Source organism: Exiguobacterium sp. QJM3NY_9 (assembly GCF_056173545.1).
In genome coordinates this window covers 1,790,429-1,811,655 of sequence record NZ_CM149679.1, presented here as the reverse complement: position 1 = coordinate 1,811,655, position 21,227 = coordinate 1,790,429, and the positions used below count along the sequence as shown (strand labels likewise).

Here is a 21,227-nt window from a genome sequence, read left to right as displayed (position 1 = left end):
AAACAGCATGGCGTGAAGCTACCATACTGTCAAATACTTATTCGTATTTTAATGCGTCGCCTTCGAATGATTCGTCTGCCACTTTAATTGAATCAGTTGGGCAACCTTCGAATGCGTCAATCATGTCATCGAACAATGCTTCCGGGATTTCTGCTGTCCCTTTGTTATCGTCTAGAATGACGTATGCTAAGCCCTCGTCATCATAGTCATAGATATCAGGTGCTGCGGCACCACAAGCGCCACAAGCGATACACGTGTCTTTATCGACAATCGTAAATTTAGCCATTTTGTATTTCTCCTCTCTATTCGAAAACATGATTGATCTAGTATTGTTCTCATCTATATGTCATTGTATCGGACTCATGCGTTCTTTTCAATGAGGAAGCGGTAGAAGTATTCAAACAAAGTAACAGGATGCGATGGAAATAGTCGGGTAAGGCGCAGTAGGTGCGTTAATCTAAGAAAGAGGTTTGGAAAGGTCAAGCTAATTATGCTATACATATAAACGAATGAAGACGATACTTTAAATATAATCAAACCGATCGAAGTTGAGGGGGAGTGGATGAAATTGACTGTCATCAATCAAGTTTTGTTAGAAACCATTAGTCGTCTCCGGGGTGAACGGACAGATCGTAGCCTCTTTCATATCCTTCAAGGAAAACGTTCGGCAACATCACTCCAGGATGCACATTTCTATGAATTAGAAACTGTCTTTGGGGTGCTGCCCTTTCGACGAGAAACATTCGATCGGCTACTGCTTGAGCTGGAACAGCAGGGTTTCATTGAACGAGCGGAAACGTTGCGCATCACGGAGCTTAGTGAATCCTCGATCAAAGTACCGTTTTTAATCGATGACATGGGCGGTGAATTGCGTGGATTTCCAATCATTTTATGGAAACGCTTAAGCCTTTTGATTCAAACCGTCGTTTGTCTCGAACAAAAACGATTTTTCGTACCGGTTCAGCAAGACGTCGCGATAAAGGACTGGGTCCGGCGATACGTCAAAGGGATGCCGCAGCGTACGCAGTGGATTGATCAGGTGTACCATGAATTACGAGAGGCGTTGCGTCAGCTGTCGGTAAAAGAAGCGACGCTCATCAGCTACCGCTTGTCGGGGTTGAAAACAGGTTTGTCTTACCCGCAACTTGAAGAGAAACTTGACAGTGACGTCTTGTCGCTCCGCTTGGAATTTATGATGGCTTGGCGAAAATGTCTGCGTCACTTGGATGAAGCAGGACTGATTTTACGTCTTGGTGAAGATATTGATCAATCGAAGATGACACAATCAGCACAGAAAACGTGGGATATGTTACGTAACGGATTTGCTTTGAATGAAATCTCCGAGCGGCGCCGCCTGAAGAAGAGCACGATGGAAGATCATCTCGTCGAAATTGCGATGTACAGTGACGTATTCCCGCGGAGCCAATTCTTATCGGATGCACAATTTAAAGAAGTGATTGAAGTAGCAAATCGAAACGAGACATTTTCGTTGAAACGAATTAAAGGTGAATTGAAGCTTGAGACCGATTATTTTCAAATTCGTATCGCGTTAGCGCGAAAAAGATGGGAGGAGAGATGATGGAGACTGTCTTAAAACGTTATTTTAAGCATGACCGCTTTCGAGCCGGTCAAAAAGACATCATTGCGTCCGTTTTAGCAGGTCGCGATACGGTCGCCATCTTGCCGACCGGGGGAGGGAAGTCGATCTGTTATCAACTTCCGTCCTATTTGTTGACAGAAGGGTTGACCGTCATCCTTTCGCCGCTCTTATCGTTGATTGAAGATCAAGTCATGCAAATCAAAAGTCGCGGTGAACGTTCCGTCGCTAAATTGACGTCGCACGAAACAAAAGACCAAAAAGAGCAGATTTTACGTCACCTGAGTCAACTTCGGTATTTGTATTTGTCACCGGAACAATTGGCGATGCCGAACGTCAAACAACGGCTTCAGCAAACAAACATTAATTTATTCGTCGTGGATGAAGCGCATTGTATTTCACAATGGGGTCATGAGTTTCGCCCCGAGTACGCGAAGCTTGGAATCGTAAAGAAACAACTCGGAAACCCGACTTGTTTAGCTTTGACGGCAACAGCAACGAAACAAGTGGAACAGGATATGTTAAGAGGCTTAGAGCTGTCGGACCCGACGATTATCCGGCATTCCGTCAATCGACCGGAAATTCAATTTATCGTCGAAGACGTTGAGCCTGATCAAAAAGATCATGTGCTGGTAAACTGGTTAACGAAGGTAGAACGTCCGTGTGTCATCTATACGACGACAAGAAACGAAGCAGAGCGTGTCGCACGTCTAATCACGAAGGCGACATACTACCATGCAGGACTCGAAGCAGAGGATCGTCAATTGATCCAACAACAATTCTTACATGATGAGATTGAGTGTCTCGTCTGTACAAGTGCCTTCGGCATGGGGGTCAATAAAGGGAATGTCCGGACCGTCATCCATTACTCGATGCCGGCGACGATTGAAGCCTATATGCAGGAAGTCGGTCGGGCAGGGCGAGACGGAGCGCCGTCGACAGCGCTACTGCTCTATGCAAAGGGGGATCACCGTCTACAGCAGTTTTTAGTCGAAAAGCAGTATGCCCCTGTGCTTTGGATTGACCAATTGTTAGCGGGCATGGCACGTCAGGAACCGCTTGAAACGATGGAACGGCGTTTAGGGTTAGATGTCGAAGATCCGGCGTATCGGTTATTAAAATCGCAACTCAGTGATCGCTGGTCGCGTGAGGACATCATCGCTTGGCAAGAAGAGCGAAAAAAGATACGTTTACGTGAACTTATGCAAATGATAAATTATATTCAAAGTATAACGTGTCGACGAACGTTCATCTTGAATCATTTTGATGAGCAACCGATCGTCCAGGACCGGTGCTGTGATATTTGTGGTAATACGACAACACAATCACCGCAAAAAAGGCATACGATTGAAATTTTGGATTGGGAACAACGACTAGAAGAGGTCTTTTTTTCATCAGCCGATTCAGTGTAAACTAGTATTATCCTTATTTTTAGAAAAGGTGATGAAATTGAGTAAATACGATCAACGAAAGAACCGACAAGAAGAACCAAAATCAAGCTTACCACCACGTTCTTCACGAATTGAACATGTGCGGAATGAACGGTTAAAGCAACCCTTTGTCAAAAATCCGTTAGCCATCACGCTGACGATTCTTATGATTACAATCATTATCGCCTTCGTTTCCCTCGGTTTCATGATGTAAGGGCACATTGTGAACAGAGATTATTTTCCTTTACGGGTATACTGAAAAGGAGAAGGAAGGAGGCACGGTGCATGGATCGTGGGAAATATAATATCAAAGCAGTCGCTGCATTAGTAGGGCTCAACCCAACGACCATTCGTGCTTGGGAAAGGCGATATCAAGTGCTTGATCCGGACCGGAGTGAATCTGGGCATCGCATCTATAGTGATAGCGATGTCGCGAAGCTCCGCTGGATTGTAGACAAACAAAAAGAAGGACTATCTGTTTCGAAAGCGATTCAACTGTACGAAATGCCTGTCAGTCGCACGGAGCTTCCACTTGATTATGGTGTTGAACTACGTGAACAACTGTTTGAGGCATTAACGACATTTGAGGAACGACATGCCCATGACATCATGAATAAGGCATTCTCGATGTTTAGTTTCGATAAGGTGATTCAAGATATCGTCGGACCGTTGCTGCACGAAATCGGCTCGAAGTGGGAAAATGGTGAAATTACGATTGCGCATGAACATTTTGCGACAGCCTTTTTACGGGCCCGCCTTTCGACATTATCGTTGCAAATGCCGATCAATCCTTTTTTACCGCGCATTTTATGTGTATGTGCGCCAGAAGAAGAACATGAATTGGGATTGTTATTTTTTACGCTATACTTACGCCAATCCGGCTTCGATGTGATTTTTCTTGGGGCAGGAATTCCCGTGTCAGATCTTGTGACGGTGACAAAACAATTAGTACCACGTGCTGTCGTCCTTTCGTGTACGATTTCTGACCACCTCAGTCTTTTAGATGAAGCGCTTGCCGAACTACGACAGGCTGTACCGAACGTCGAGATTGGTCTAGGTGGTTATGCCGTCGAACAGCTCCCTGAAAAATACGCGGATCATCTCCTCGGGACGGACGATTCCTCCTGGAAAAGGTGGTTAAGTCGACTCACTCCGACAACTGGTGTATAGTGTGATTCATATCGAACGGAGAAGTTGTTTTTCTCCGGCATTGACTGGAGGAGTCTTAGATGAGATTTGAGACATTTAAACAAGGGCATTTACGTGTGTTTATTACGAAGCAGGAACTATCCGTTCACGACGTTCGACCAGAAACACTGGCAGTTGGAAAAGGACAGGACCTATTACGTAACCTGTTAGAAGAAGCAGAATCAAATTTTGGATTTCATGCGGTCGGGACACTCGAATTTTTTGTGACATTCTTTCCGAATGACGGGATGTTGGTCGATGTACGACGAGAAGGTGAATTACCAGAAGAAACGTTTGATGAATTTGATCAAGTAGAAATTCGGATGACCGTCGATATCGTACATCATGTCCTGTATCAACTCGAAGAATTCGAGGACGTCATTCAAGCGAGCCACGGATTGCTTCGCCACGTTCCGATGACGGAAACGGGTGGAGCGCTGTACTACTTCGAAGGACGGTATTACTTGTATTTCGAGGAACGGATGGCAGAGGCGCTTGAACGGACGATTACGACCGTACTGTCTGAATATGGCGTACCAAGTGCGAAAAGTCCGCTCGCGATGGCGGAATACGGAAAAACACTTCAGCGTTCGGATGCAATCAAAATGATCGCCGGGACATTTTCCGTGTAAATGATGATTTTTAACGAATCGGCACATACGACGATTCTTTTTAAGACCACTGACCGGTTTCTGACGGAAAGTGGTCTTTTTCATGAGGAATCATCAGTTAACACCATTTTGTATTTTTTCGTTGAAAGAGTGATGGTATGATAAACAGTGAACGTAAGATGAAGGAGTGAAGAGTATGAGAGTGGCAGTATTATATGGTGGGATTTCTGGAGAACGTGAGGTTTCGTTAAGTAGCGGGAAGTCCGTGATTCAAGCATTGGAGGGAAAAGGGCACGAAGTCGTTGCCATCGATTTCCATCCGGAACGTGCTGAAGAAATTTTCAATCTGGATGTTGAAGTCGCCGTCATTGCTCTTCATGGAAAATATGGAGAAGATGGTCGTGTTCAAGCATTACTAGAGTTAGCGGATATTCCGTATACTGGATCAGGTGTGTTGGCTTCCGCTTTAGCGATGGACAAAGCACGGTCGAAGTTGCACTTTGAGAAGGCTGGCATTCGGATTGCGCGTGATGTCTTGATTGAACGCGGTGACGACATCGCAGATAAGGTCCGGCAGTGGGGCGGTGAATTCCCTTGTGTCGTCAAACCGGCTCAAGAAGGATCGTCAAATGGATTGACGATTGCGATGGACGACGCGATGTTACGAAGCGGAATCGAACTCGCTTTTCAGGCAGACGATGCGGTTTTGATTGAACAATTCATTAAAGGGCGAGAAGTAACCGTACCGGTGCTCGGCCAAAAAGGTGCTGAAAAAGCGTTGCCCGTCATCGAAATCATTCCTAAAAATGAATTTTATGATTATGAATCAAAATATGCAGTCGGTGGATCAGAGCATATCTGTCCTGCTGATTTTGATGAGGTGACGACACAAAAATTACAAGAGTGGGCAGTCCTCGCCCATCAAGTCCTCGGATGTTCGGGCTATTCCCGTTCTGATTTCCTGGTGCCTGAAATCGGTCATCCCGTTATTTTAGAAACCAATACGCTACCTGGTATGACAGCGACAAGTCTATTCCCGGACGGGGCACGGGCAATCGGGATTGATTATCCAGAGCTAGTCGAATCGTTTATCAATCTAGCGATTACACGTCATCAAGCGACTTCGAACAACATAAAGTAAACGAAAAAGAGTAGATGATAGAAAGCGCTTACAAATATAGTAGGAATCCCTTTCATTACACGTCGGAACAAGGTATACTTTATCCGAACAAGGAAACGGCATAGGGGATGCCACTTATGGGGAGGAACGTTGGAATGATCACTGACCAACAACATGCGAATCATCGGAAAAACGTACTTGAAGCAACACAGGAAATCGTAAAAGAAGCTCTTGAGAAGTTGGGTTACCCGGACGAAATGTATGAATTGTTAAAAGAACCGTTGCGAATGTTAACGGTTCGGATTCCAGTTCGGATGGACGATGGGTCAACAAAAATCTTTACCGGCTACCGGGCGCAACACAATGATGCTGTCGGTCCGACGAAAGGTGGAATCCGTTTCCACCCGAACGTAACGGAAGTCGAAGTCAAAGCGTTATCAGTCTGGATGAGCTTGAAGGCAGGAATCGTCGATTTACCATACGGTGGTGGTAAAGGTGGAATCATTTGCGATCCACGAGAGATGAGTTTCCGGGAAATCGAGCGTCTGAGTCGTGGCTATGTCCGTGCAATCAGTCAAATCGTTGGTCCGACAAAAGATATTCCAGCACCTGATGTCTTCACGAACTCACAAATCATGGCCTGGATGATGGATGAGTACAGCCGGATTGATGAATTCAATTCACCGGGCTTCATTACAGGAAAGCCGTTAGTACTCGGTGGTTCCCACGGGCGTGAGACTGCGACAGCTAAAGGGGTCGCCATCATGATTCGGGAAGCTGCTGCGAAAAAAGGGATTACATTAGAAGGAGCCCGCGTCGTCGTTCAAGGGTTTGGTAATGCAGGGAGCTTCTTATCGAAGTTCATGCATGATTTGGGGGCGAAAGTCATTGCGATCAGTGATGCATATGGCGCTCTCCATGATCCGAACGGACTGGATATCCCGTATTTACTTGATCGTCGCGATTCGTTCGGGACGGTGACGACGCTGTTCAAAAATACAATTTCAAATAAAGAACTGCTCGAATTAGAGTGTGACATTCTTGTTCCGGCAGCGATTGAAAATCAAATCACGGAAGATAATGCGCATGACATTAAAGCGCGAATCGTCGTCGAAGCAGCCAACGGTCCGACGACGAATGAAGCGACGAAAATTCTCGCAGATCGTGAAATCTTGATTGTTCCCGATGTCTTGGCTTCAAGTGGTGGCGTAACGGTGTCCTACTTTGAATGGGTTCAAAACAACCAAGGGTATTACTGGACGGAAGAAGAAGTGCATGAAAAGCTTGAAAAAGTACTCGTGAACTCGTTTAATCAAGTGTATCAAACATCGCATACACGAAATGTTGATATGCGCCTCGCTGCCTACATGGTAGGCGTTCGTAAAATGGCGGAAGCCTCACGCTTCCGTGGATGGGTTTAATTTGAAAAAGTTCACTTCTTACAGGAGTGAACTTTTTTCATGTAACTTAAATTCTTTCTTCGTTTGCTCATGTTTGCTAAGATAAAAAAAAAGCACGTGGAAGAGGAGAAAAGATTATGCTGGATTGTCTCATCATTGGTGCAGGACCGTGTGGGTTATCGGCAGCGATCGAGATGCAAGATCGTGGATTAGCTGTCGAAGTCATCGAAAAAGGAAATATCGTCGAAGCGATTTATCAATATCCGACGCATCAAACATTTTTTTCGAGTAGCGAAAAATTAGAAATCGGTGGTGTTCCGTTTATCAACAAGGAACTTAAGCCGAAACGCCAAGATGCACTCGTCTATTACCGTGAAGTCGTTAAACGGAAAGAAATCACGATTCGTCCGTTTGAGACGGTGGAACGAATCAGTAAACGTACGGATGGTGAAGGGTTCGAAGTCGTATCGTCGCGAATGGAGGAGACGGTGACGCGTCAGGCACGGGCACTCGTCTTAGCGACAGGCTATTACGGATTGCCAAATAAAATGGACGTACCAGGTGAGGAATTACCGCACGTTTCTCATTATTTTAAAGAAGGTCATCCTTTCTTCGGACAAGACGTTGTCGTCATTGGTGGAAAAAATTCGAGTGTCGATGCCGCGATTGAACTTGAGAAGGCAGGTGCACATGTCACGCTGTTATACCGTGGTGAAGCGTACAGTCCGTCAATCAAGCCATGGGTCCTCCCGAACTTCGAAGCGCTCGTACGGGCCGAGAAGGTCAAGATGGTGTTTAACGCAACGATCGATTCCATCACACCGACGCACGTCCATTATAAAGAACAAGGAGAAGCGACCTCAATTAAAGCAGATTTTGTTTTTGCGATGACAGGTTACACACCGGACGTTGGTTTGTTCGCGGATGCCGGTATCATGATTGATGGAGAAACGGGAGTTCCGGATTTCAATGAGGAAACGATGGAGTCAAACGTTCCCGGCATTTATATTGCGGGTGTCGTCGCTGCAGGATATGACGCCAACAAAATATTTATCGAAAACGGTCGTTTTCATGGAGAATTGATTGCAACGAGTCTTTCAGATCGACTTGTTCGTGAAACGACGCGATAAGCGCTCTTTTCGATCGCTAAAAAAATAACCGTTTCCCTCCCCGGGAAGCGGTTATTTTTAGTGACAGATCATTCGACTTGAAATGAAGTCTCAAGTTCAGGGTGTGTAGCCTCGATTTCGAGCTCAATCATCAATTTCAAGCGAGCTTTTTGTGAGTTCAGACCATTCGAGAAAATCAGACCAAGTTCTTTTAATTGTTGTCCTCCGCCTGCATATCCGTAGACATCTTGGACGATGCCGTTAAAGCAACGACTGACGATGACGATTGGCATTTGTTCAGTCAGCTGACGAATCGCATCCATCAGACTCGGTGGCACATTTCCTTGCCCGAGTACTTCGAGGACTAGACCATCATAACCAAGTTCACCGACAGCAACTAAAAGGTCGGGGTCCATCCCGGCGTAAACTTTTAGGACGGAGACACGCTTTGTTAGTTTCGTCACCATGTGCGTTGGTTTTAAGACAGGTGTATTGAATAAATAGACATGATCTTTCGTGACCATCCCTAAGTTACCGAAATGAACAGATTTAAAAGTATCGACAGAAGAAGTATGCGTTTTCGTGACGTTAAAAGCAGAGTGGATTTCTCCGTTAAAGACAACGAGAACCCCTTTTCCTCTAGCTGCATCACTGACGGCTACACGCAATGCCGTAATCAAATTGAACTCACCGTCTGAACCGACTTCATTTGATGAACGCATCGCACCTGTCAAGACGATTGGAATTGGAGCACCAATCGTCAACTGTAAGAAATAAGCCGTTTCTTCTAACGTATCCGTTCCGTGCGTGATGACGACGCCATCATACCCTGCCTGCAGTTCTTCTTTGATGAAGTGTGCGAGACGGAGCATGATGTCCGGTGTGATGTGTGGTGAAGGAAGGTTCGCGAAGTGGCGTGTCGTGATGTCCGCGATGTCGGTCGCACGTGGCAATGAAGCATCAAGTGGGTTGATGTCATTCGGCAGAACGTGACCGGAATGATTTTGTGCCATCGCGATCGTGCCTCCGGTATGGACTAATAGTAATTTTTTCATAAAGAGCCTCCTGTCTATTCGTTCGATAGTCAGACACTAAAAGCTGACTATTCATTTTCATCCATAATTGTACCTTTTTTTTTCGGATATACAATGGACTCGGTTTTCTTTTCCAGGAGAAACCTTTATCCTTAAGGAATAGGAAGGGGGCAAAAACGTGTTATCGATCGTTTTCTCAGGAATTGCCCCGGGAATTGCACTACTTACTTATTTTTATCTCCGCCATGAACATGAAGCTGAACCCGTCGGTTATATTTTACGGAGTTTCATTTTTGGCATTTTACTTGTGTTTCCATTGATGTTCATCGACTACGTCGTTCAGACTGAATTTGGGGGAGATGAATCGATTCGTCTGTTTCGAACGGCAATTACGGAAGAATTTGCGAAATGGTTTATCGTTTTTTATACCGTATATATCCATCAACGTTTCAATGATTATTATGATGGTATCATTTACGCAGTCGCCTGTTCGCTCGGCTTTGCGACGCTTGAGAATATTTTATATTTAATGGTCAATGGGACGGTTGAACACATGATATTCAGAGCGTTGCTTCCTGTATCGGGTCATGCACTCTTTGCTGTTCTAATGGGCTTCTTTATGGGGCGTGCAAAATTTTCAATTTACCCGAATCGTTGGCTAAGTCTGTCCTTAATCGTTCCGATGATTGCGCACAGTATGTTTAATTTGTTAATATTGGAAAATGGTGGTATTTCCTTGCTGCCCATTATTTTTATGGTGATTTTATGGGGAGTCGGCCTTTACCAAGTTAAGAGTGCGAATCGCTTGAATCATCGATACAAAAAAAATAGTAATTGAATAGAATGGATTGGGAGAGAGTGACATGATGCAAACAGGTGATTTGATAATGGTACGCAACAGTGAAGATCGACAAGGTCGGACGAAGGTCACGGCTGTGACGAACCGTTTAATCTGGATGGAAGCGCCGAGTGAGGCGGACACGCTAAAAACATTTATTTTATCGGAAGATGAATCGATTCACGTTTACTTTTTTAAAGAAAAGGGACGGTTGTATGGCTTTGAATCGGAAATCGTCGAACGACAAAATGATCCGCTTCGTGGACAACGATATGCAATCAGACGCCCGACCGACCAACAGATTGAGCGTGTTCAACGTCGTCAGTTCGTACGTGTGCCGTTACTTTTGGACGTCGCACTTCATCCACATAAAACTAAATTCGAACCGTTCACGACGGTCTCGCTTGATTTATCAGCAGGTGGAATATTGATCTTAGCGAATCATTTACCGATTGAACTAAAAGACGAGGTTGAATTGACGTTTTTACTACCGGCCGAACATGGAGGAACCCATACACTTGATGTTTTAGGTGAGTTAGTTCGCGTCGATCGACGCGAAGAACGTTACGAACTCGCCTTTCAATTTACACAAATTCATGATCGAAGTCGTGAGCTCGTCTTACGGCACTGTTATCAGGCGCAAATGAAAAATTCGCGGAGTGGCACGAATTCATTCACCTAAGTCTATTTTTTTGCTATGATAACGGTCGATACTATGAACCGCTTAAAAATGGTTCAAACGGAAGGAACGAAAAACATGACTAAAATTCAAATCGCACTTGACGGACCAGCTGGTGCCGGAAAAAGTACAATTGCTAAACAATTAGCAGCACATCTTGACTACGTCTACATCGACACAGGGGCGATGTATCGGGCCGTAACGCTCGCAGCACTTGAGCAAGGAATCGATCTCGAGGATGGGCAACGGTTAGGTGAGTTAATGACATCACTTGATATTCGTTTAACACCAGGTGAAAACGGGCAACGTGTCTTTATTGGCGAGCGCGAAGTAACAGAGTCGATTCGGTCGAGCGAAGTGACGAACAATGTCTCATTCGTCGCAAAACATGCTCAAGTACGTTCGGCACTCGTCGAGATGCAGCGCCGCTTAGCAGAATCGGGCGGTATTGTTATGGATGGGCGTGACATCGGTACAGTCGTCTTACCAGATGCTGAACTGAAAGTCTTCATGACAGCAACAGTCGAAGAACGTGCGAGTCGCCGGCATCGTGAAAACGTGTCTCGGGGGATGGACAGTGACTTAGAAGCACTTCAAGCAGAAATCGCGTTGCGTGATAAACGTGATAGTGAACGGGAAGTGTCTCCGCTCAGACAAGCGGACGATGCCATTTATCTCGATACAACCGTCATGTCGATCGATCAAGTCGTCCTCCGTCTGACAGAGCTTGCGGAAGGGGTATTAAAATGAGTCGAACGGACTCCGTTTATCGACTAGCGCGATTCGTCGTGCTCGTCATCGCCAAAACTGTATTTCGTCTTCGCGTGACAGGGAGAGAAAATCTTCCGAAGGATGGATCCGTTCTTTTATGTGCGAATCATAGCTCGAACTGGGATCCCGTCTTTCTAGTTAGCGCGATTCCGACGAGTCGCTCGGTTCGTTATATGGCAAAAGAGGAACTGTTTAAAGTCCCTGGATTAAAACAATTGATGACGGCAGCGGGGACGTATCCCGTCGGACGCGGACAGGGCGATCGTCAAGCTTTAAAACGAACGATTGAATTATTGAAAACGGACGAAACCGTCGGAATTTTTCCAGAAGGAACACGGTCTGCTCCAGGTGAGTTCACGGCAGCGCAACCAGGTGTCGGTTTTTTTGCACTCCGATCTCCGGCGCAAATCGTTCCTGTCGCGATCATCGGCAACTATCGCCCGTTTAAGCCGATGCGGGTCGTAATCGGAAAACCAGTCGATATTGAAGATTTACGCGATCAACGCGGTGCCGCGAAAGCGATTTCAGAACGAATTCTCGAAGAAATCAAATCGGTCTACTACAATCATGTGTAAAACCTTGACAAATAGTCAGAATTGTAAGAAGTTAAAAGAAGGATAAACGTATTTTATTACGTTTCTTGTACTCATCGTGAGGAGGTTGTGTTGGAATGGTCGAAGAAATGAAAGATATGCCTGATTTTGAAATTCATCGGGACCAGGTAGTTACTGGGATGGTCGTGAAGATTGAAGACAAGCAAGCACTCATTGATATCGGATATAAGACAGAAGCAATCCTGCCGATTAGCGAAGTCTCAAGTCTCCATTTGGATGACATACGAGGTGTGCTAAAAGTCGGTGATGAATTACAAGTAAAGGTGAAGAAGATTACAGACGAAGAAGTCGTCGTCTCAAAACGTGAGATTGATGCCTTGAAAGCATGGGAAGAAGTCGAAGCGAAATATGAATCGGCTGAAATATTTGAAGTTGTCGTCAAAGACATCGTCAAAGGGGGTCTCGTCGTCGACATCGGCGTACGTGGATTCATTCCAGCTTCACTTGTCGAACGTCACTATGTAGAAGATTTTTCTGACTACATCGGCCGGTCGATCGAAGTCAAGGTCGTTGAGCTCGACCAAGAAAAAAATCGTGTCATTCTTTCACATAAAGCGGTCGTCGAAGGCGAGCTTAATGCGAAGAAAAAAGAGACGCTTGAAAACTTGGGAGTGGGTCAAGTCCTTGAAGGAACTGTCCAACGCTTAACGGATTTTGGTGCATTTGTCGATATCGGTGGTGTTGACGGACTCGTCCACATTTCTGAAATGGCGCATCATCGTGTCGAACGACCGTCTGATATCGTAACGGAAGGGCAACGAGTCGAAGTGAAAGTACTTGGTGTCGACCGCGATACAGAAAAGGTCAAGCTATCAATTAAAGAGACGCAACCAGGTCCATGGCAACAGATGGAAGGGAAAATCGAAGCGGGTGACATCGTCAAAGGACGTGTCCGTCGTCTCGTTCAATTCGGAGCATTCGTCGAACTTGCACCGCAAGTCGAAGGTCTCCTCCATATCTCTCAAATCGCTAATCGCCATATTAGTTCGCCGTCGGAAGTGCTTGAAGAGGGACAAGAAATCGAAGCGAAAGTTCTTGAGGTTCACTTAGATGAACACAAGATCTCCCTTTCGACGCGTGTCTTAGAACAAGAAGAGACGGATGAAGATGACTACTCTCAATATACGGATCAAAATGAAGGGTTTTCGGTAGCGGACCTCGCTGATAAAGACTCGGATGCAAAAGAATAAATTTTGACAAAAAGTGGACACGATTCGTGTCTGCTTTTTTTATGTTTCGGTTAGATGTGGTATAAGCGCGCTTGATTTGATACAATAGAACGGCTATGAAGCGAGAGAAGAGAAAGAAGGTGTTGGGATGGCAATTCCAGTAGTGGCGATTGTAGGTCGCCCAAATATCGGAAAGTCGACGATTTTTAACCGGGTGATTGGAGATCGGGTTTCGATCGTAGAAGACAAGCCAGGTGTTACCCGCGACCGTATATACGGAACTGGAGAATGGCTCAATCGTCATTTTCATTTGATTGATACAGGTGGAATCGAAGTCGGGGATGAGCCCCTACTTCAAATGATGCGTCATCAGGCGGAGCTTGCAATCGATGAAGCGGACGTCATTATTTTCATGGTCAATGGACGCGAAGGGATTACGGCTGCCGATGAAGAAGTCGCCGGCATGTTGTTCCGTTCAAATAAACCAGTTGTTATCGCGGTCAATAAAGTCGATAACTTTGAAATGCGTGATTTAATGTATGAATTTTACTCATTAGGATTCGGCGATTTATATCCGATTTCCGGAACGCATGGTCTAGGACTCGGAGACATGCTTGATCGTGTCCTCGAACTAGCTCCAAACAAAGAAGACATCGAATACGACGAAAATACAATTAAGTTTGCCTTGGTTGGTCGTCCAAACGTCGGGAAGTCGAGTATGACGAACTCGATTCTCGGTGAAGAACGTGTCATCGTCTCAAGTGTCGCTGGTACAACCCGTGATGCAATCGATACACCGTTTACACGTGACGATCAAGAATACGTCATCATCGACACAGCAGGTATGCGTAAACGTGGGAAAGTCTACGAATCGACAGAACGCTTTAGTGTCATGCGTGCCCAAAAAGCCATTGAGCGAGCTGACGTCGTTTGTGTCGTCCTCGACGGTGAAGAAGGTATCATCGAACAAGATAAAAAAGTCGCCGGATATGCCCACGAAGCCGGACGTGCGATTGTCATCGTCGTCAATAAATGGGACGCTGTCGAAAAAGATGATAAAACGATGAAGAAAATGGAAGAAGAAATTCGTGAAGAATTCCGCTTCCTCGACTATGCACCAATCGTTTTCGTTTCTGCGAAGACGAAACGTCGTCTTCAAACATTGCTCCCTGTCATCAATCAAGCGGCGAAAAGTCATGCCCAACGCATTCAGACAAGCGTCTTGAACGATGTTATCGTCGACGCAGTCGCGATGAATCCAGCGCCGACGGATAAGGGTGTTCGTCTACGGATTAACTATGCGACACAAGTGGCATCGCGTCCGCCTACATTTGTCTTGTTCGTCAACGATCCAGAGCTCTTGCATTTCTCATACAAACGGTATCTCGATAACCGAATCCGGGAAGCATTTGATTTTACTGGAACACCGATTCGGATTTTGGCACGTCAAAAACAATAAGGCAGGGTGAAAATCATGATGAAAAAAATTGCAGTCATTGGAGCTGGAAGCTGGGGAACTGCGCTTTCACTCGTTTTAGCAGATAATGGTCATGACGTCATTCTTTATGGCCGTGATCAAAAAAATGTTGATGCCATTAATGAAAATCATGAGAATACAGAGTTTCTGCCTGGTGTGGCATTGCCTTCTTCTTTACGGGCAACAACAAATTTAGATGATGCTTTAGCAGGTGCTTCGCATATTTTGATTGTGACGCCTTCGTCAGCGATTCGTGGCGTCGCACGCCAGTTAAATGAACGATTAACAGAACCCGTCGTCCTCATTCATGCGTCGAAAGGGATTGAACCGAAGACGCACTTACGATTGTCTCAGTTGATTGAAGAAGAAATCGATCCCGCAAAACGTTCGGCGGTCTGTGTTTTGACAGGACCGTCACACGCAGAAGAGGTTGCATTACGTAAACCGACGACGGTGACGATTGCTTCTGAAGATTTAGAAGAGGCCGGTCGTGTCCAAGAACTCTTCATGAATGAAAACTTCCGGGTGTACTTGAACGCGGATATCATCGGAGCAGAACTTGGTGGCGCCTTGAAGAACATCATTGCCTTAGCTGCAGGAATGACGGACGGTTTAGGGTATGGAGATAATGCGAAAGCAGCATTGATTACGCGTGGAATGGTAGAAATCGCGCGTCTCGGTACATTGCTTGGTGCTAAACCGATGACGTTCACCGGTTTGACGGGGATGGGTGATTTGATCGTGACCTGTACATCAGTCCATAGTCGGAACTGGCGAGCCGGGAATGCCATCGGGCGTGGTGAAAAACTCGAAACCGTATTAGAAAACATGGGGATGGTCGTTGAGGGAGTTCGTGCGACTCAAGCTGCTTACGATTTGGCAGAAACGAAACAATGCGAGCTTCCAATCACGACGGCACTCTACCATGTCCTTTTCGATGGTCACACACCGGAAGAAGAAGTACGGAAGTTGATGCAACGCCCGCAAAAAAATGAAATTGAACATCTGTTTACGACGAAAGATTAACGGAGTGGGGTGGAAACCTTGAGTCCTGGATTATTAAAAATGTGGATTTCGTTTGGCGGGATCGGGTTATTTGCGATTAGCGTTCTATTCGTCACGATCAGTCGAACGAAATTGACAGGGGTTTGGCAGTTCCTACTCTCGACCCTTGCCTTCCTATGTTTTATTGTAGCTTCCATTATTATGGTGTTCATCGTCATGGCAGGTCCGAGCGCATGAAGAAGCTAGTCGTTCTTTTCATGTTGCTGCCTGTCATGTTGTTATCGGGATGTCTCTTCCCGGATAGTCAAAAACCTTCGAACCGGATACCCTATCCGCAACAAATCGCAACGGTTCAAGGTGCTGTCGACGCGTATCAAAAAGATACCGGTGTCTTACCAATCAAAACAAGAGACGCAGATACGCCTTTGATGGAGCGGTATCAAATTGAACTCGGACGCTTAATTCCTCGTTATATGAGTGATCCTCCACCGAATAGTTTCGAAGGTGGTGGAACGTTCATTTACTTGTTAGTCGATGTGGAAGAGAAACCGACTGTAAAGCTGATGGATTTACTCGTTGCAGAAGAACTCCAAAAGCTACAGGTGCGCATCGATACGTACCGAAAGAAAAATGAAAAATATCCATTTAAAGGTTCGATTGGTAAAAATCAATTCACAATCGACTATAAAAAGTTGTTCATTAAGGAAGAACCGAAGATTCCGAGTCCTTATTCCGATACGGAACTGGACATCTATGTCGACGGTCAAGGGCAGTTGTATGTCAACTATCTTCCTGAATTGAAGAAAGCCGTTGAAACTGCGAAGAAAAAACCAAAAGTCGGTCAAGATATTCGTCATTTACTGTATGATGATCAACCTTTTGTCCCGGCATACTCTCAAAGCTATACAATTAACGAAAAAGGCGAACCTACGTTTTCTGAGGAATCGATCGAAGAATCAGAAAATTGAGAGGGATTATGACGAAAATGTTGTAATAGCAACGTTTATAAGGTATGATTAGCCTCGAAGAAGCGATTGGGAGGGGGTGAAAGTAATGAACAAAACTGAACTCATTCAAGCGGTTGTCGAAAAATCAGGTCTTACAAAAAAAGACGTGACTAAAGTTGTTGAATCAACATTCGAATCAATCACTGAGACACTCCAATCTGGAGAAAAAGTCCAATTGATTGGTTTTGGTAACTTCGAAGTCCGTGAACGTGCCGCTCGTAAAGGTCGCAACCCACGTACGAAAGAAGATATCGAAATCCCAGCAAGCAAAGTGCCTGCCTTCAAACCGGGTAAAGCATTGAAAGATGCAGTCAAGTAATTTGGCTACATAGTCGTTCGAGGAATTCCTCGAACGGCTTTTTTTGTGGGTATTCAAAGGCGTGAAAAAGCGATGATTATGGTATATTAAAAAAGAAGAACATCCATCAACGAGATGGCACTGGAGATCGGGGGGTAAAAGCATGGACCAACGAGAGCTATTCATGACAGAAATCATTACTGCGCTCAACAACAAACAGACGACTCAACTAGCTCGACATGTGGATTTCCCTTCCATCGATCGTGAACAGATCAGTTGGTTGATTGATGTCGCTCAAAACGAGACATTGGATTGGCAGGCGCTCGTAAAGGGCGTACATTTTGCGAAGGTTGCACTTGTCTTACACGAACGAGTAGGTGAAACGAAACGAGGATCAAAAGAAAGACAATTGCTCGTATTGGCGGGAGATCTTTTTTCGACTTACTTTTTTGAAGAGTTAGCGTCGCTTCCCCAAACGGCACTCGTGACGTTAGGACGGACCGTACAGCGTGTAAATGAAGCAAAATGTTCGATCCATGAGCGAAATTATACGTCGACAGAAGATTATGTCTTACTCTGGCTGACGGCGGAATTTGGACTCGTTCAAGGTTTGGCGGCAATCAGCGGTCAAGATTGGTTAACACGAGAAGGGCAACGCATCATTCGGAAACAGGCCGAGTTGCTCGATCACGAAGCGCAACAACTACTATTATCACATTTAGAACAAATGGCAGTAGCGTAATATTCTTGAAAGGGTGAACTGCGTGCAGACACAAGAAAAAGAAAAGAAAGTTTATGAAGTGTTTCAATCAATTTCGACAAATTATGATCAGATGAATTCCATCATCAGTTTCCGCTTGCACAAATTATGGCGAAAAGAAACAATGCGCCGGATGGATGTATTTCCGGGGGCGAAATGTCTTGATTTATGTTGCGGAACGGCTGACTGGACAATTCAACTCGCGAAAGCGGCTGGTCCGACCGGTGTCATCAAAGGACTCGATTTCTCTGAAAACATGCTTAAAGTCGGAGTCGATAAAGTCGAGGCGTTAGGGATGAAAAACGTCGAATTGATTCATGGCAATGCGATGGATTTACCTTTTGGTGATCATTCCTTTGACTACGTGACAATTGGGTTTGGACTACGGAATGTTCCGGACTATCTCCAAGTCATCAAAGAGATGCATCGTGTCTTAAAACCAGGTGGAACAGTCGTATGTCTTGAGACGAGTCAACCGACGGCACCAATTTTCCGTGAGGCCTACTCGTTATACTTTGGTAAAATCATGCCACAAGTCGGTCGTTTGTTTGCAAAATCGTTTGATCAATATAACTGGCTTCAAGAATCGACGGAAGTGTTCCTCGATCGTGTTGAATTAAAGCAATTATTTGAGCAAGCTGGCTTCATGCAGGTCGAAGTAAAGGCGTTTGCAGGTGGGGCGGCTGCAATGCACCTCGGGAAGAAGTGGTGAGATGTCACTGCATTCAATTTATCGAGATGTAACGAAAGAAGTGAATTTAGTCGACCGATTCTTAACAAATCATATTGCGTCCGAAGAACCGACGATTGATGCTGCGGGACAACAACTCTTGAAAGCGGGGGGGAAACGGATTCGTCCGGCTTTTGTTTTGCTCGCTTCGAAGTTTGGTCAAGCAGACCGGGATGAACTGGTCCGTGTCGCGGCAAGTCTTGAACTGGTCCACATGGCATCACTCGTGCATGATGATGTCATCGATGATGCCGAACTGAGACGTGGAAAGCCGACCGTCATGCAACGTTTTGATGAAGAAGTTGCATTATACTCAGGTAACTATTTGTTTGGTGAGGCAGTCAAATTGATTGGAGAAATCGGGAAACCGGAACTCGTCCAAGTCATGGTCCATGCGATGCGCGAAATTTGTGAGGGTGAAATCGAACAAATTTATGATCAATACGATTGGAATCAATCGATTAAACGATATATTAAACGAATCGAGCGGAAAACGGCGATCTTGATTGAGGCAAGTTGTCATCTAGGAGCCATCGTCGCGAACTGCTCGGAAGCGGATACGAAAGCATTGCGGCAATTTGGGCGTGACATCGGTCTTGCTTTTCAAATTGCGGATGACTTACTAGATTTCACAGCGAACCGGGTCGAGCTTGGTAAACCGGTCGCAGAAGATTTACGACATGGGCATAAGACGTTGCCAGTTTTCTACGCCTCAGAAAATCCAGCTTTTTTCAAGGAACTCGTCAAAATTCAGGAGATGCCCTCCCACGAAGAAGTCGCGCCACTTCTTGACCGTCTGCAAGCGTCTGACGCACTTGAACGGACACAACAGACCGTCGATCTTTACATTAAGCGAGCGATTCGTCGTTTAGAGCATTTACCGAAGTCTTCTGCAAAGCGTTCACTTGAAGAAGTCGCACGTTACGTTGGAAAGCGAAAAGGATAAAAAACTGTTAAAAATTTCTTGCCGCTCAATCCGTTTACGAGTAAACTTACTATGTAAGCGCTTTTCTAAAAGCATTTCATAGGGGGACTCAAAAATGGAACAAACATTTTTAATGGTAAAACCTGATGGTGTCGAACGCGGATTGATTGGGGAAATCATCGGCCGGATCGAACGAAAAGGATTTGTTGTACGTGAAATGAAAATGATGCAAGCGTCTGAAGAATTGGCGAAAGCACATTATGCAGAGCACGCAGAGAAGCCATTCTTTGGAGAGTTGGTCACTTTCTTAACGTCTGGTCCTGTCGTCGCACTTCGTGTCGAAGGAACGGATGTCGTATCTGTTTCACGTTTGATGATTGGAAAAACAAAACCGACAGAAGCACTACCTGGGACGATTCGGGGAGATTTCGCGAACACGATGAGCGAGAACGTCATCCATGGTTCAGACAGCGTCGAGAGTGCGGAGCGTGAACTTGGACTTTGGTTTCAAGGGCAACCGGTAAACGCATAATGAAACGAACGGCAAACAGACGATTGAGCAATTGCTCAATCGTCTGTTTTTGTATTTTGGAAAGGAAATGGCTTTATGCTACTATAGAGAATAAGATAGGGTCATAAAACGTGTATGACCGATGATAGAGAGGACCAGTGAGGTGTACTATGGACGATTACGAGCTTTTCATCCAACGTTTCTTAAAAAAGTCAGGAATTGATTTAGGACAATATAAAGAAGCACAAATGAAACGACGTTTGACGGCTTTGCGCGATAAAAAAGGACATGATACCTTCGCCTCGTATATGCAGGCAATGGAAAAAAGCGAGACCTTATATGAAGAGTTCTTGGACCGGATGACGATCAATGTTAGTGAATTCTTCAGAAATCCGATTCGCTGGCAACAGCTCGAACAAGATATTCTTCCGGTGCTGCAAGCACGTGCGCATGGTCGGATTCGGACATGGAGCGCGGCTTGTTCAACGGGGGAAGAGCCCTATTCGCTCGCGATGATTCTTAATGAGATGATGGACCCTGCCCAATTCACGATTCAAGCGACCGATTTAGATGAGATCGTTCTTGAAAAGGCGAAGCAAGGTCGATACGGCATTTCAGCCTTAAACGAAGTCGTCGAATCAAGGAAAAAACGATATTTCATCGAACAGGATCAACAATATGAGGTCGCTCCAGAAATTAAACGGCTCGTCCGTTTCAGTAAACATAATTTGTTAGGAGATCGCTATGACAGTGGATTTGATTTAATCATCTGTCGTAACGTACTTATTTACTTTACAGAAGAAGCAAAAGCGCACGTCTATCGCTCTTTTGTGGATGCGTTAAAACCGGGCGGCATTTTATTCGTCGGCGGAACGGAACAAATCTTTCAACCGGAACGATTTGGTCTAAAAATGAAGCAAAGCTTCTTTTATGAAAAAATTTAACGACGTGAAG

At 45.2% G+C, this 21,227-nt stretch carries 25 protein-coding genes; 23 read left to right on the top strand and 2 right to left on the bottom strand.

Annotated features, from left to right (window positions below; genetic code table 11):
• Positions 1–37: 37 nt before the first annotated feature.
• Positions 38–286: a ferredoxin gene (locus AC0VYQ_RS09400; RefSeq protein ID WP_012370689.1), complete on the bottom strand. Its 249-nt coding sequence runs from the start codon at positions 284–286 to the stop codon at positions 38–40.
• Between the two features lie 276 nt (positions 287–562).
• On the opposite strand from AC0VYQ_RS09400, the gene AC0VYQ_RS09395 reads away from it, so the two are divergent.
• The 8 genes from AC0VYQ_RS09395 to AC0VYQ_RS09360 all read left to right on the top strand — a co-directional run bounded on the left by AC0VYQ_RS09395 (position 563) and on the right by AC0VYQ_RS09360 (position 8,476).
• Positions 563–1,579 (top strand): YpbB family protein, encoded by a 1,017-nt coding sequence (locus AC0VYQ_RS09395; protein ID WP_475403472.1) that lies wholly within the window; start codon positions 563–565, stop codon positions 1,577–1,579.
• A complete protein-coding gene (locus AC0VYQ_RS09390) occupies positions 1,579–3,009 on the top strand; it encodes a RecQ family ATP-dependent DNA helicase (protein WP_475403471.1) in 1,431 nt (476 codons plus the stop codon). Before AC0VYQ_RS09395 ends, AC0VYQ_RS09390 begins: the two co-directional genes overlap by 1 nt.
• A 37-nt stretch (positions 3,010–3,046) precedes the next feature.
• Positions 3,047–3,241 carry a hypothetical protein gene (locus AC0VYQ_RS09385; RefSeq protein ID WP_029330697.1) on the top strand — a complete coding sequence of 65 codons (195 nt, stop codon included), beginning with the start codon at positions 3,047–3,049 and terminating at the stop codon, positions 3,239–3,241.
• Positions 3,242–3,312: 71 nt separating this feature from the next.
• Complete coding sequence (locus tag AC0VYQ_RS09380) at positions 3,313–4,197, top strand: MerR family transcriptional regulator (protein ID WP_475403470.1); 885 nt, start codon at positions 3,313–3,315, stop codon at positions 4,195–4,197.
• Between the two features lie 59 nt (positions 4,198–4,256).
• A complete protein-coding gene (locus AC0VYQ_RS09375; protein ID WP_159172429.1) occupies positions 4,257–4,847 on the top strand; it encodes an adaptor protein MecA in 591 nt (196 codons plus the stop codon).
• Positions 4,848–5,022: 175 nt separating this feature from the next.
• Entirely contained in the window at positions 5,023–5,967 is a 945-nt protein-coding gene (locus AC0VYQ_RS09370) for a D-alanine--D-alanine ligase (RefSeq protein ID WP_029330692.1), read from the top strand.
• A gap of 134 nt (positions 5,968–6,101) precedes the next feature.
• On the top strand, positions 6,102–7,367 hold the full coding sequence (locus AC0VYQ_RS09365; protein ID WP_029330690.1) for a Glu/Leu/Phe/Val family dehydrogenase: 1,266 nt from the start codon (positions 6,102–6,104) through the stop codon (positions 7,365–7,367).
• Positions 7,368–7,483: 116 nt separating this feature from the next.
• The gene (locus AC0VYQ_RS09360; protein WP_214892009.1) at positions 7,484–8,476 is read left to right on the top strand and encodes a YpdA family putative bacillithiol disulfide reductase; all 993 of its coding nucleotides are present in this window, start codon (positions 7,484–7,486) and stop codon (positions 8,474–8,476) included.
• 68 nt (positions 8,477–8,544) lie between these two features.
• Here the strand turns inward: AC0VYQ_RS09360 and AC0VYQ_RS09355 are convergent, their stop codons facing one another.
• Complete coding sequence (locus tag AC0VYQ_RS09355; RefSeq protein ID WP_088837329.1) at positions 8,545–9,510, bottom strand: asparaginase; 966 nt, start codon at positions 9,508–9,510, stop codon at positions 8,545–8,547.
• A gap of 157 nt (positions 9,511–9,667) precedes the next feature.
• Between AC0VYQ_RS09355 and prsW the strand changes: the two genes are divergently transcribed.
• The 15 genes from prsW (at position 9,668) to AC0VYQ_RS09280 (ending at position 21,217) form a co-directional block, all read left to right on the top strand.
• The gene (gene prsW, locus AC0VYQ_RS09350; RefSeq protein WP_088837328.1) at positions 9,668–10,327 is read left to right on the top strand and encodes a glutamic-type intramembrane protease PrsW; all 660 of its coding nucleotides are present in this window, start codon (positions 9,668–9,670) and stop codon (positions 10,325–10,327) included.
• A 25-nt stretch (positions 10,328–10,352) separates the two neighbouring features.
• The gene (locus AC0VYQ_RS09345) at positions 10,353–11,009 is read left to right on the top strand and encodes a flagellar brake protein (RefSeq protein ID WP_088837327.1); all 657 of its coding nucleotides are present in this window, start codon (positions 10,353–10,355) and stop codon (positions 11,007–11,009) included.
• Positions 11,010–11,084: 75 nt separating this feature from the next.
• On the top strand, positions 11,085–11,756 hold the full coding sequence (gene cmk / locus AC0VYQ_RS09340; RefSeq protein WP_214765110.1) for a (d)CMP kinase: 672 nt from the start codon (positions 11,085–11,087) through the stop codon (positions 11,754–11,756).
• Entirely contained in the window at positions 11,753–12,352 is a 600-nt protein-coding gene (locus AC0VYQ_RS09335; protein WP_088837326.1) for a lysophospholipid acyltransferase family protein, read from the top strand. The genes cmk and AC0VYQ_RS09335 overlap by 4 nt, the downstream gene beginning before the upstream one ends.
• Positions 12,353–12,447: 95 nt before the next feature.
• The gene (gene rpsA, locus AC0VYQ_RS09330) at positions 12,448–13,581 is read left to right on the top strand and encodes a 30S ribosomal protein S1 (protein WP_475403469.1); all 1,134 of its coding nucleotides are present in this window, start codon (positions 12,448–12,450) and stop codon (positions 13,579–13,581) included.
• 127 nt (positions 13,582–13,708) lie between these two features.
• Complete coding sequence (gene der, locus AC0VYQ_RS09325; protein ID WP_029330675.1) at positions 13,709–15,019, top strand: ribosome biogenesis GTPase Der; 1,311 nt, start codon at positions 13,709–13,711, stop codon at positions 15,017–15,019.
• Between the two features lie 18 nt (positions 15,020–15,037).
• Positions 15,038–16,063 (top strand): NAD(P)H-dependent glycerol-3-phosphate dehydrogenase, encoded by a 1,026-nt coding sequence (locus AC0VYQ_RS09320; RefSeq protein WP_475404752.1) that lies wholly within the window; start codon positions 15,038–15,040, stop codon positions 16,061–16,063.
• 18 nt (positions 16,064–16,081) lie between these two features.
• The gene (locus tag AC0VYQ_RS09315; RefSeq protein WP_029330666.1) at positions 16,082–16,279 is read left to right on the top strand and encodes a DUF2768 domain-containing protein; all 198 of its coding nucleotides are present in this window, start codon (positions 16,082–16,084) and stop codon (positions 16,277–16,279) included.
• Positions 16,276–17,010: a hypothetical protein gene (locus AC0VYQ_RS09310; RefSeq protein WP_475403468.1), complete on the top strand. Its 735-nt coding sequence runs from the start codon at positions 16,276–16,278 to the stop codon at positions 17,008–17,010. Before AC0VYQ_RS09315 ends, AC0VYQ_RS09310 begins: the two co-directional genes overlap by 4 nt.
• Before the next feature lie 85 nt (positions 17,011–17,095).
• Positions 17,096–17,368, top strand: coding sequence for an HU family DNA-binding protein (locus AC0VYQ_RS09305; RefSeq protein WP_012370671.1), 273 nt, complete (start codon positions 17,096–17,098; stop codon positions 17,366–17,368).
• 142 nt (positions 17,369–17,510) lie between these two features.
• Positions 17,511–18,089, top strand: a complete 579-nt coding sequence (locus AC0VYQ_RS09300; RefSeq protein ID WP_029330662.1) for a heptaprenyl diphosphate synthase component 1 — start codon at positions 17,511–17,513, stop codon at positions 18,087–18,089.
• 22 nt (positions 18,090–18,111) lie between these two features.
• Complete coding sequence (locus AC0VYQ_RS09295) at positions 18,112–18,819, top strand: demethylmenaquinone methyltransferase (protein ID WP_029330660.1); 708 nt, start codon at positions 18,112–18,114, stop codon at positions 18,817–18,819.
• Position 18,820: 1 nt separating this feature from the next.
• On the top strand, positions 18,821–19,783 hold the full coding sequence (locus tag AC0VYQ_RS09290; RefSeq protein ID WP_088837324.1) for a polyprenyl synthetase family protein: 963 nt from the start codon (positions 18,821–18,823) through the stop codon (positions 19,781–19,783).
• 94 nt (positions 19,784–19,877) lie between these two features.
• Entirely contained in the window at positions 19,878–20,294 is a 417-nt protein-coding gene (ndk, locus tag AC0VYQ_RS09285; protein WP_088837323.1) for a nucleoside-diphosphate kinase, read from the top strand.
• Positions 20,295–20,443: 149 nt separating this feature from the next.
• Positions 20,444–21,217, top strand: coding sequence for a CheR family methyltransferase (locus tag AC0VYQ_RS09280; RefSeq protein WP_214765107.1), 774 nt, complete (start codon positions 20,444–20,446; stop codon positions 21,215–21,217).
• Positions 21,218–21,227 lie beyond the last annotated feature (10 nt).

What these genes read in the sequence shown, in the direction of transcription:
- AC0VYQ_RS09400 (WP_012370689.1), bottom strand. Translation starts at nt 286, where the DNA reads ATGGCTAAATTTACGATTGTCGATAAAGACACGTGTATCGCTTGTGGC.
- AC0VYQ_RS09395 (WP_475403472.1), top strand. Translation starts at nt 563, where the DNA reads ATGAAATTGACTGTCATCAATCAAGTTTTGTTAGAAACCATTAGTCGT.
- AC0VYQ_RS09390 (WP_475403471.1), top strand. Translation starts at nt 1,579, where the DNA reads ATGGAGACTGTCTTAAAACGTTATTTTAAGCATGACCGCTTTCGAGCC.
- AC0VYQ_RS09380 (WP_475403470.1), top strand. Translation starts at nt 3,313, where the DNA reads ATGGATCGTGGGAAATATAATATCAAAGCAGTCGCTGCATTAGTAGGG.
- AC0VYQ_RS09375 (WP_159172429.1), top strand. Translation starts at nt 4,257, where the DNA reads ATGAGATTTGAGACATTTAAACAAGGGCATTTACGTGTGTTTATTACG.
- AC0VYQ_RS09370 (WP_029330692.1), top strand. Translation starts at nt 5,023, where the DNA reads ATGAGAGTGGCAGTATTATATGGTGGGATTTCTGGAGAACGTGAGGTT.
- AC0VYQ_RS09365 (WP_029330690.1), top strand. Translation starts at nt 6,102, where the DNA reads ATGATCACTGACCAACAACATGCGAATCATCGGAAAAACGTACTTGAA.
- AC0VYQ_RS09360 (WP_214892009.1), top strand. Translation starts at nt 7,484, where the DNA reads ATGCTGGATTGTCTCATCATTGGTGCAGGACCGTGTGGGTTATCGGCA.
- AC0VYQ_RS09355 (WP_088837329.1), bottom strand. Translation starts at nt 9,510, where the DNA reads ATGAAAAAATTACTATTAGTCCATACCGGAGGCACGATCGCGATGGCA.
- AC0VYQ_RS09345 (WP_088837327.1), top strand. Translation starts at nt 10,353, where the DNA reads ATGATGCAAACAGGTGATTTGATAATGGTACGCAACAGTGAAGATCGA.
- cmk (WP_214765110.1), top strand. Translation starts at nt 11,085, where the DNA reads ATGACTAAAATTCAAATCGCACTTGACGGACCAGCTGGTGCCGGAAAA.
- AC0VYQ_RS09335 (WP_088837326.1), top strand. Translation starts at nt 11,753, where the DNA reads ATGAGTCGAACGGACTCCGTTTATCGACTAGCGCGATTCGTCGTGCTC.
- rpsA (WP_475403469.1), top strand. Translation starts at nt 12,448, where the DNA reads ATGGTCGAAGAAATGAAAGATATGCCTGATTTTGAAATTCATCGGGAC.
- der (WP_029330675.1), top strand. Translation starts at nt 13,709, where the DNA reads ATGGCAATTCCAGTAGTGGCGATTGTAGGTCGCCCAAATATCGGAAAG.
- AC0VYQ_RS09320 (WP_475404752.1), top strand. Translation starts at nt 15,038, where the DNA reads ATGAAAAAAATTGCAGTCATTGGAGCTGGAAGCTGGGGAACTGCGCTT.
- AC0VYQ_RS09310 (WP_475403468.1), top strand. Translation starts at nt 16,276, where the DNA reads ATGAAGAAGCTAGTCGTTCTTTTCATGTTGCTGCCTGTCATGTTGTTA.
- AC0VYQ_RS09305 (WP_012370671.1), top strand. Translation starts at nt 17,096, where the DNA reads ATGAACAAAACTGAACTCATTCAAGCGGTTGTCGAAAAATCAGGTCTT.
- AC0VYQ_RS09300 (WP_029330662.1), top strand. Translation starts at nt 17,511, where the DNA reads ATGGACCAACGAGAGCTATTCATGACAGAAATCATTACTGCGCTCAAC.
- AC0VYQ_RS09290 (WP_088837324.1), top strand. Translation starts at nt 18,821, where the DNA reads ATGTCACTGCATTCAATTTATCGAGATGTAACGAAAGAAGTGAATTTA.
- ndk (WP_088837323.1), top strand. Translation starts at nt 19,878, where the DNA reads ATGGAACAAACATTTTTAATGGTAAAACCTGATGGTGTCGAACGCGGA.
- AC0VYQ_RS09280 (WP_214765107.1), top strand. Translation starts at nt 20,444, where the DNA reads ATGGACGATTACGAGCTTTTCATCCAACGTTTCTTAAAAAAGTCAGGA.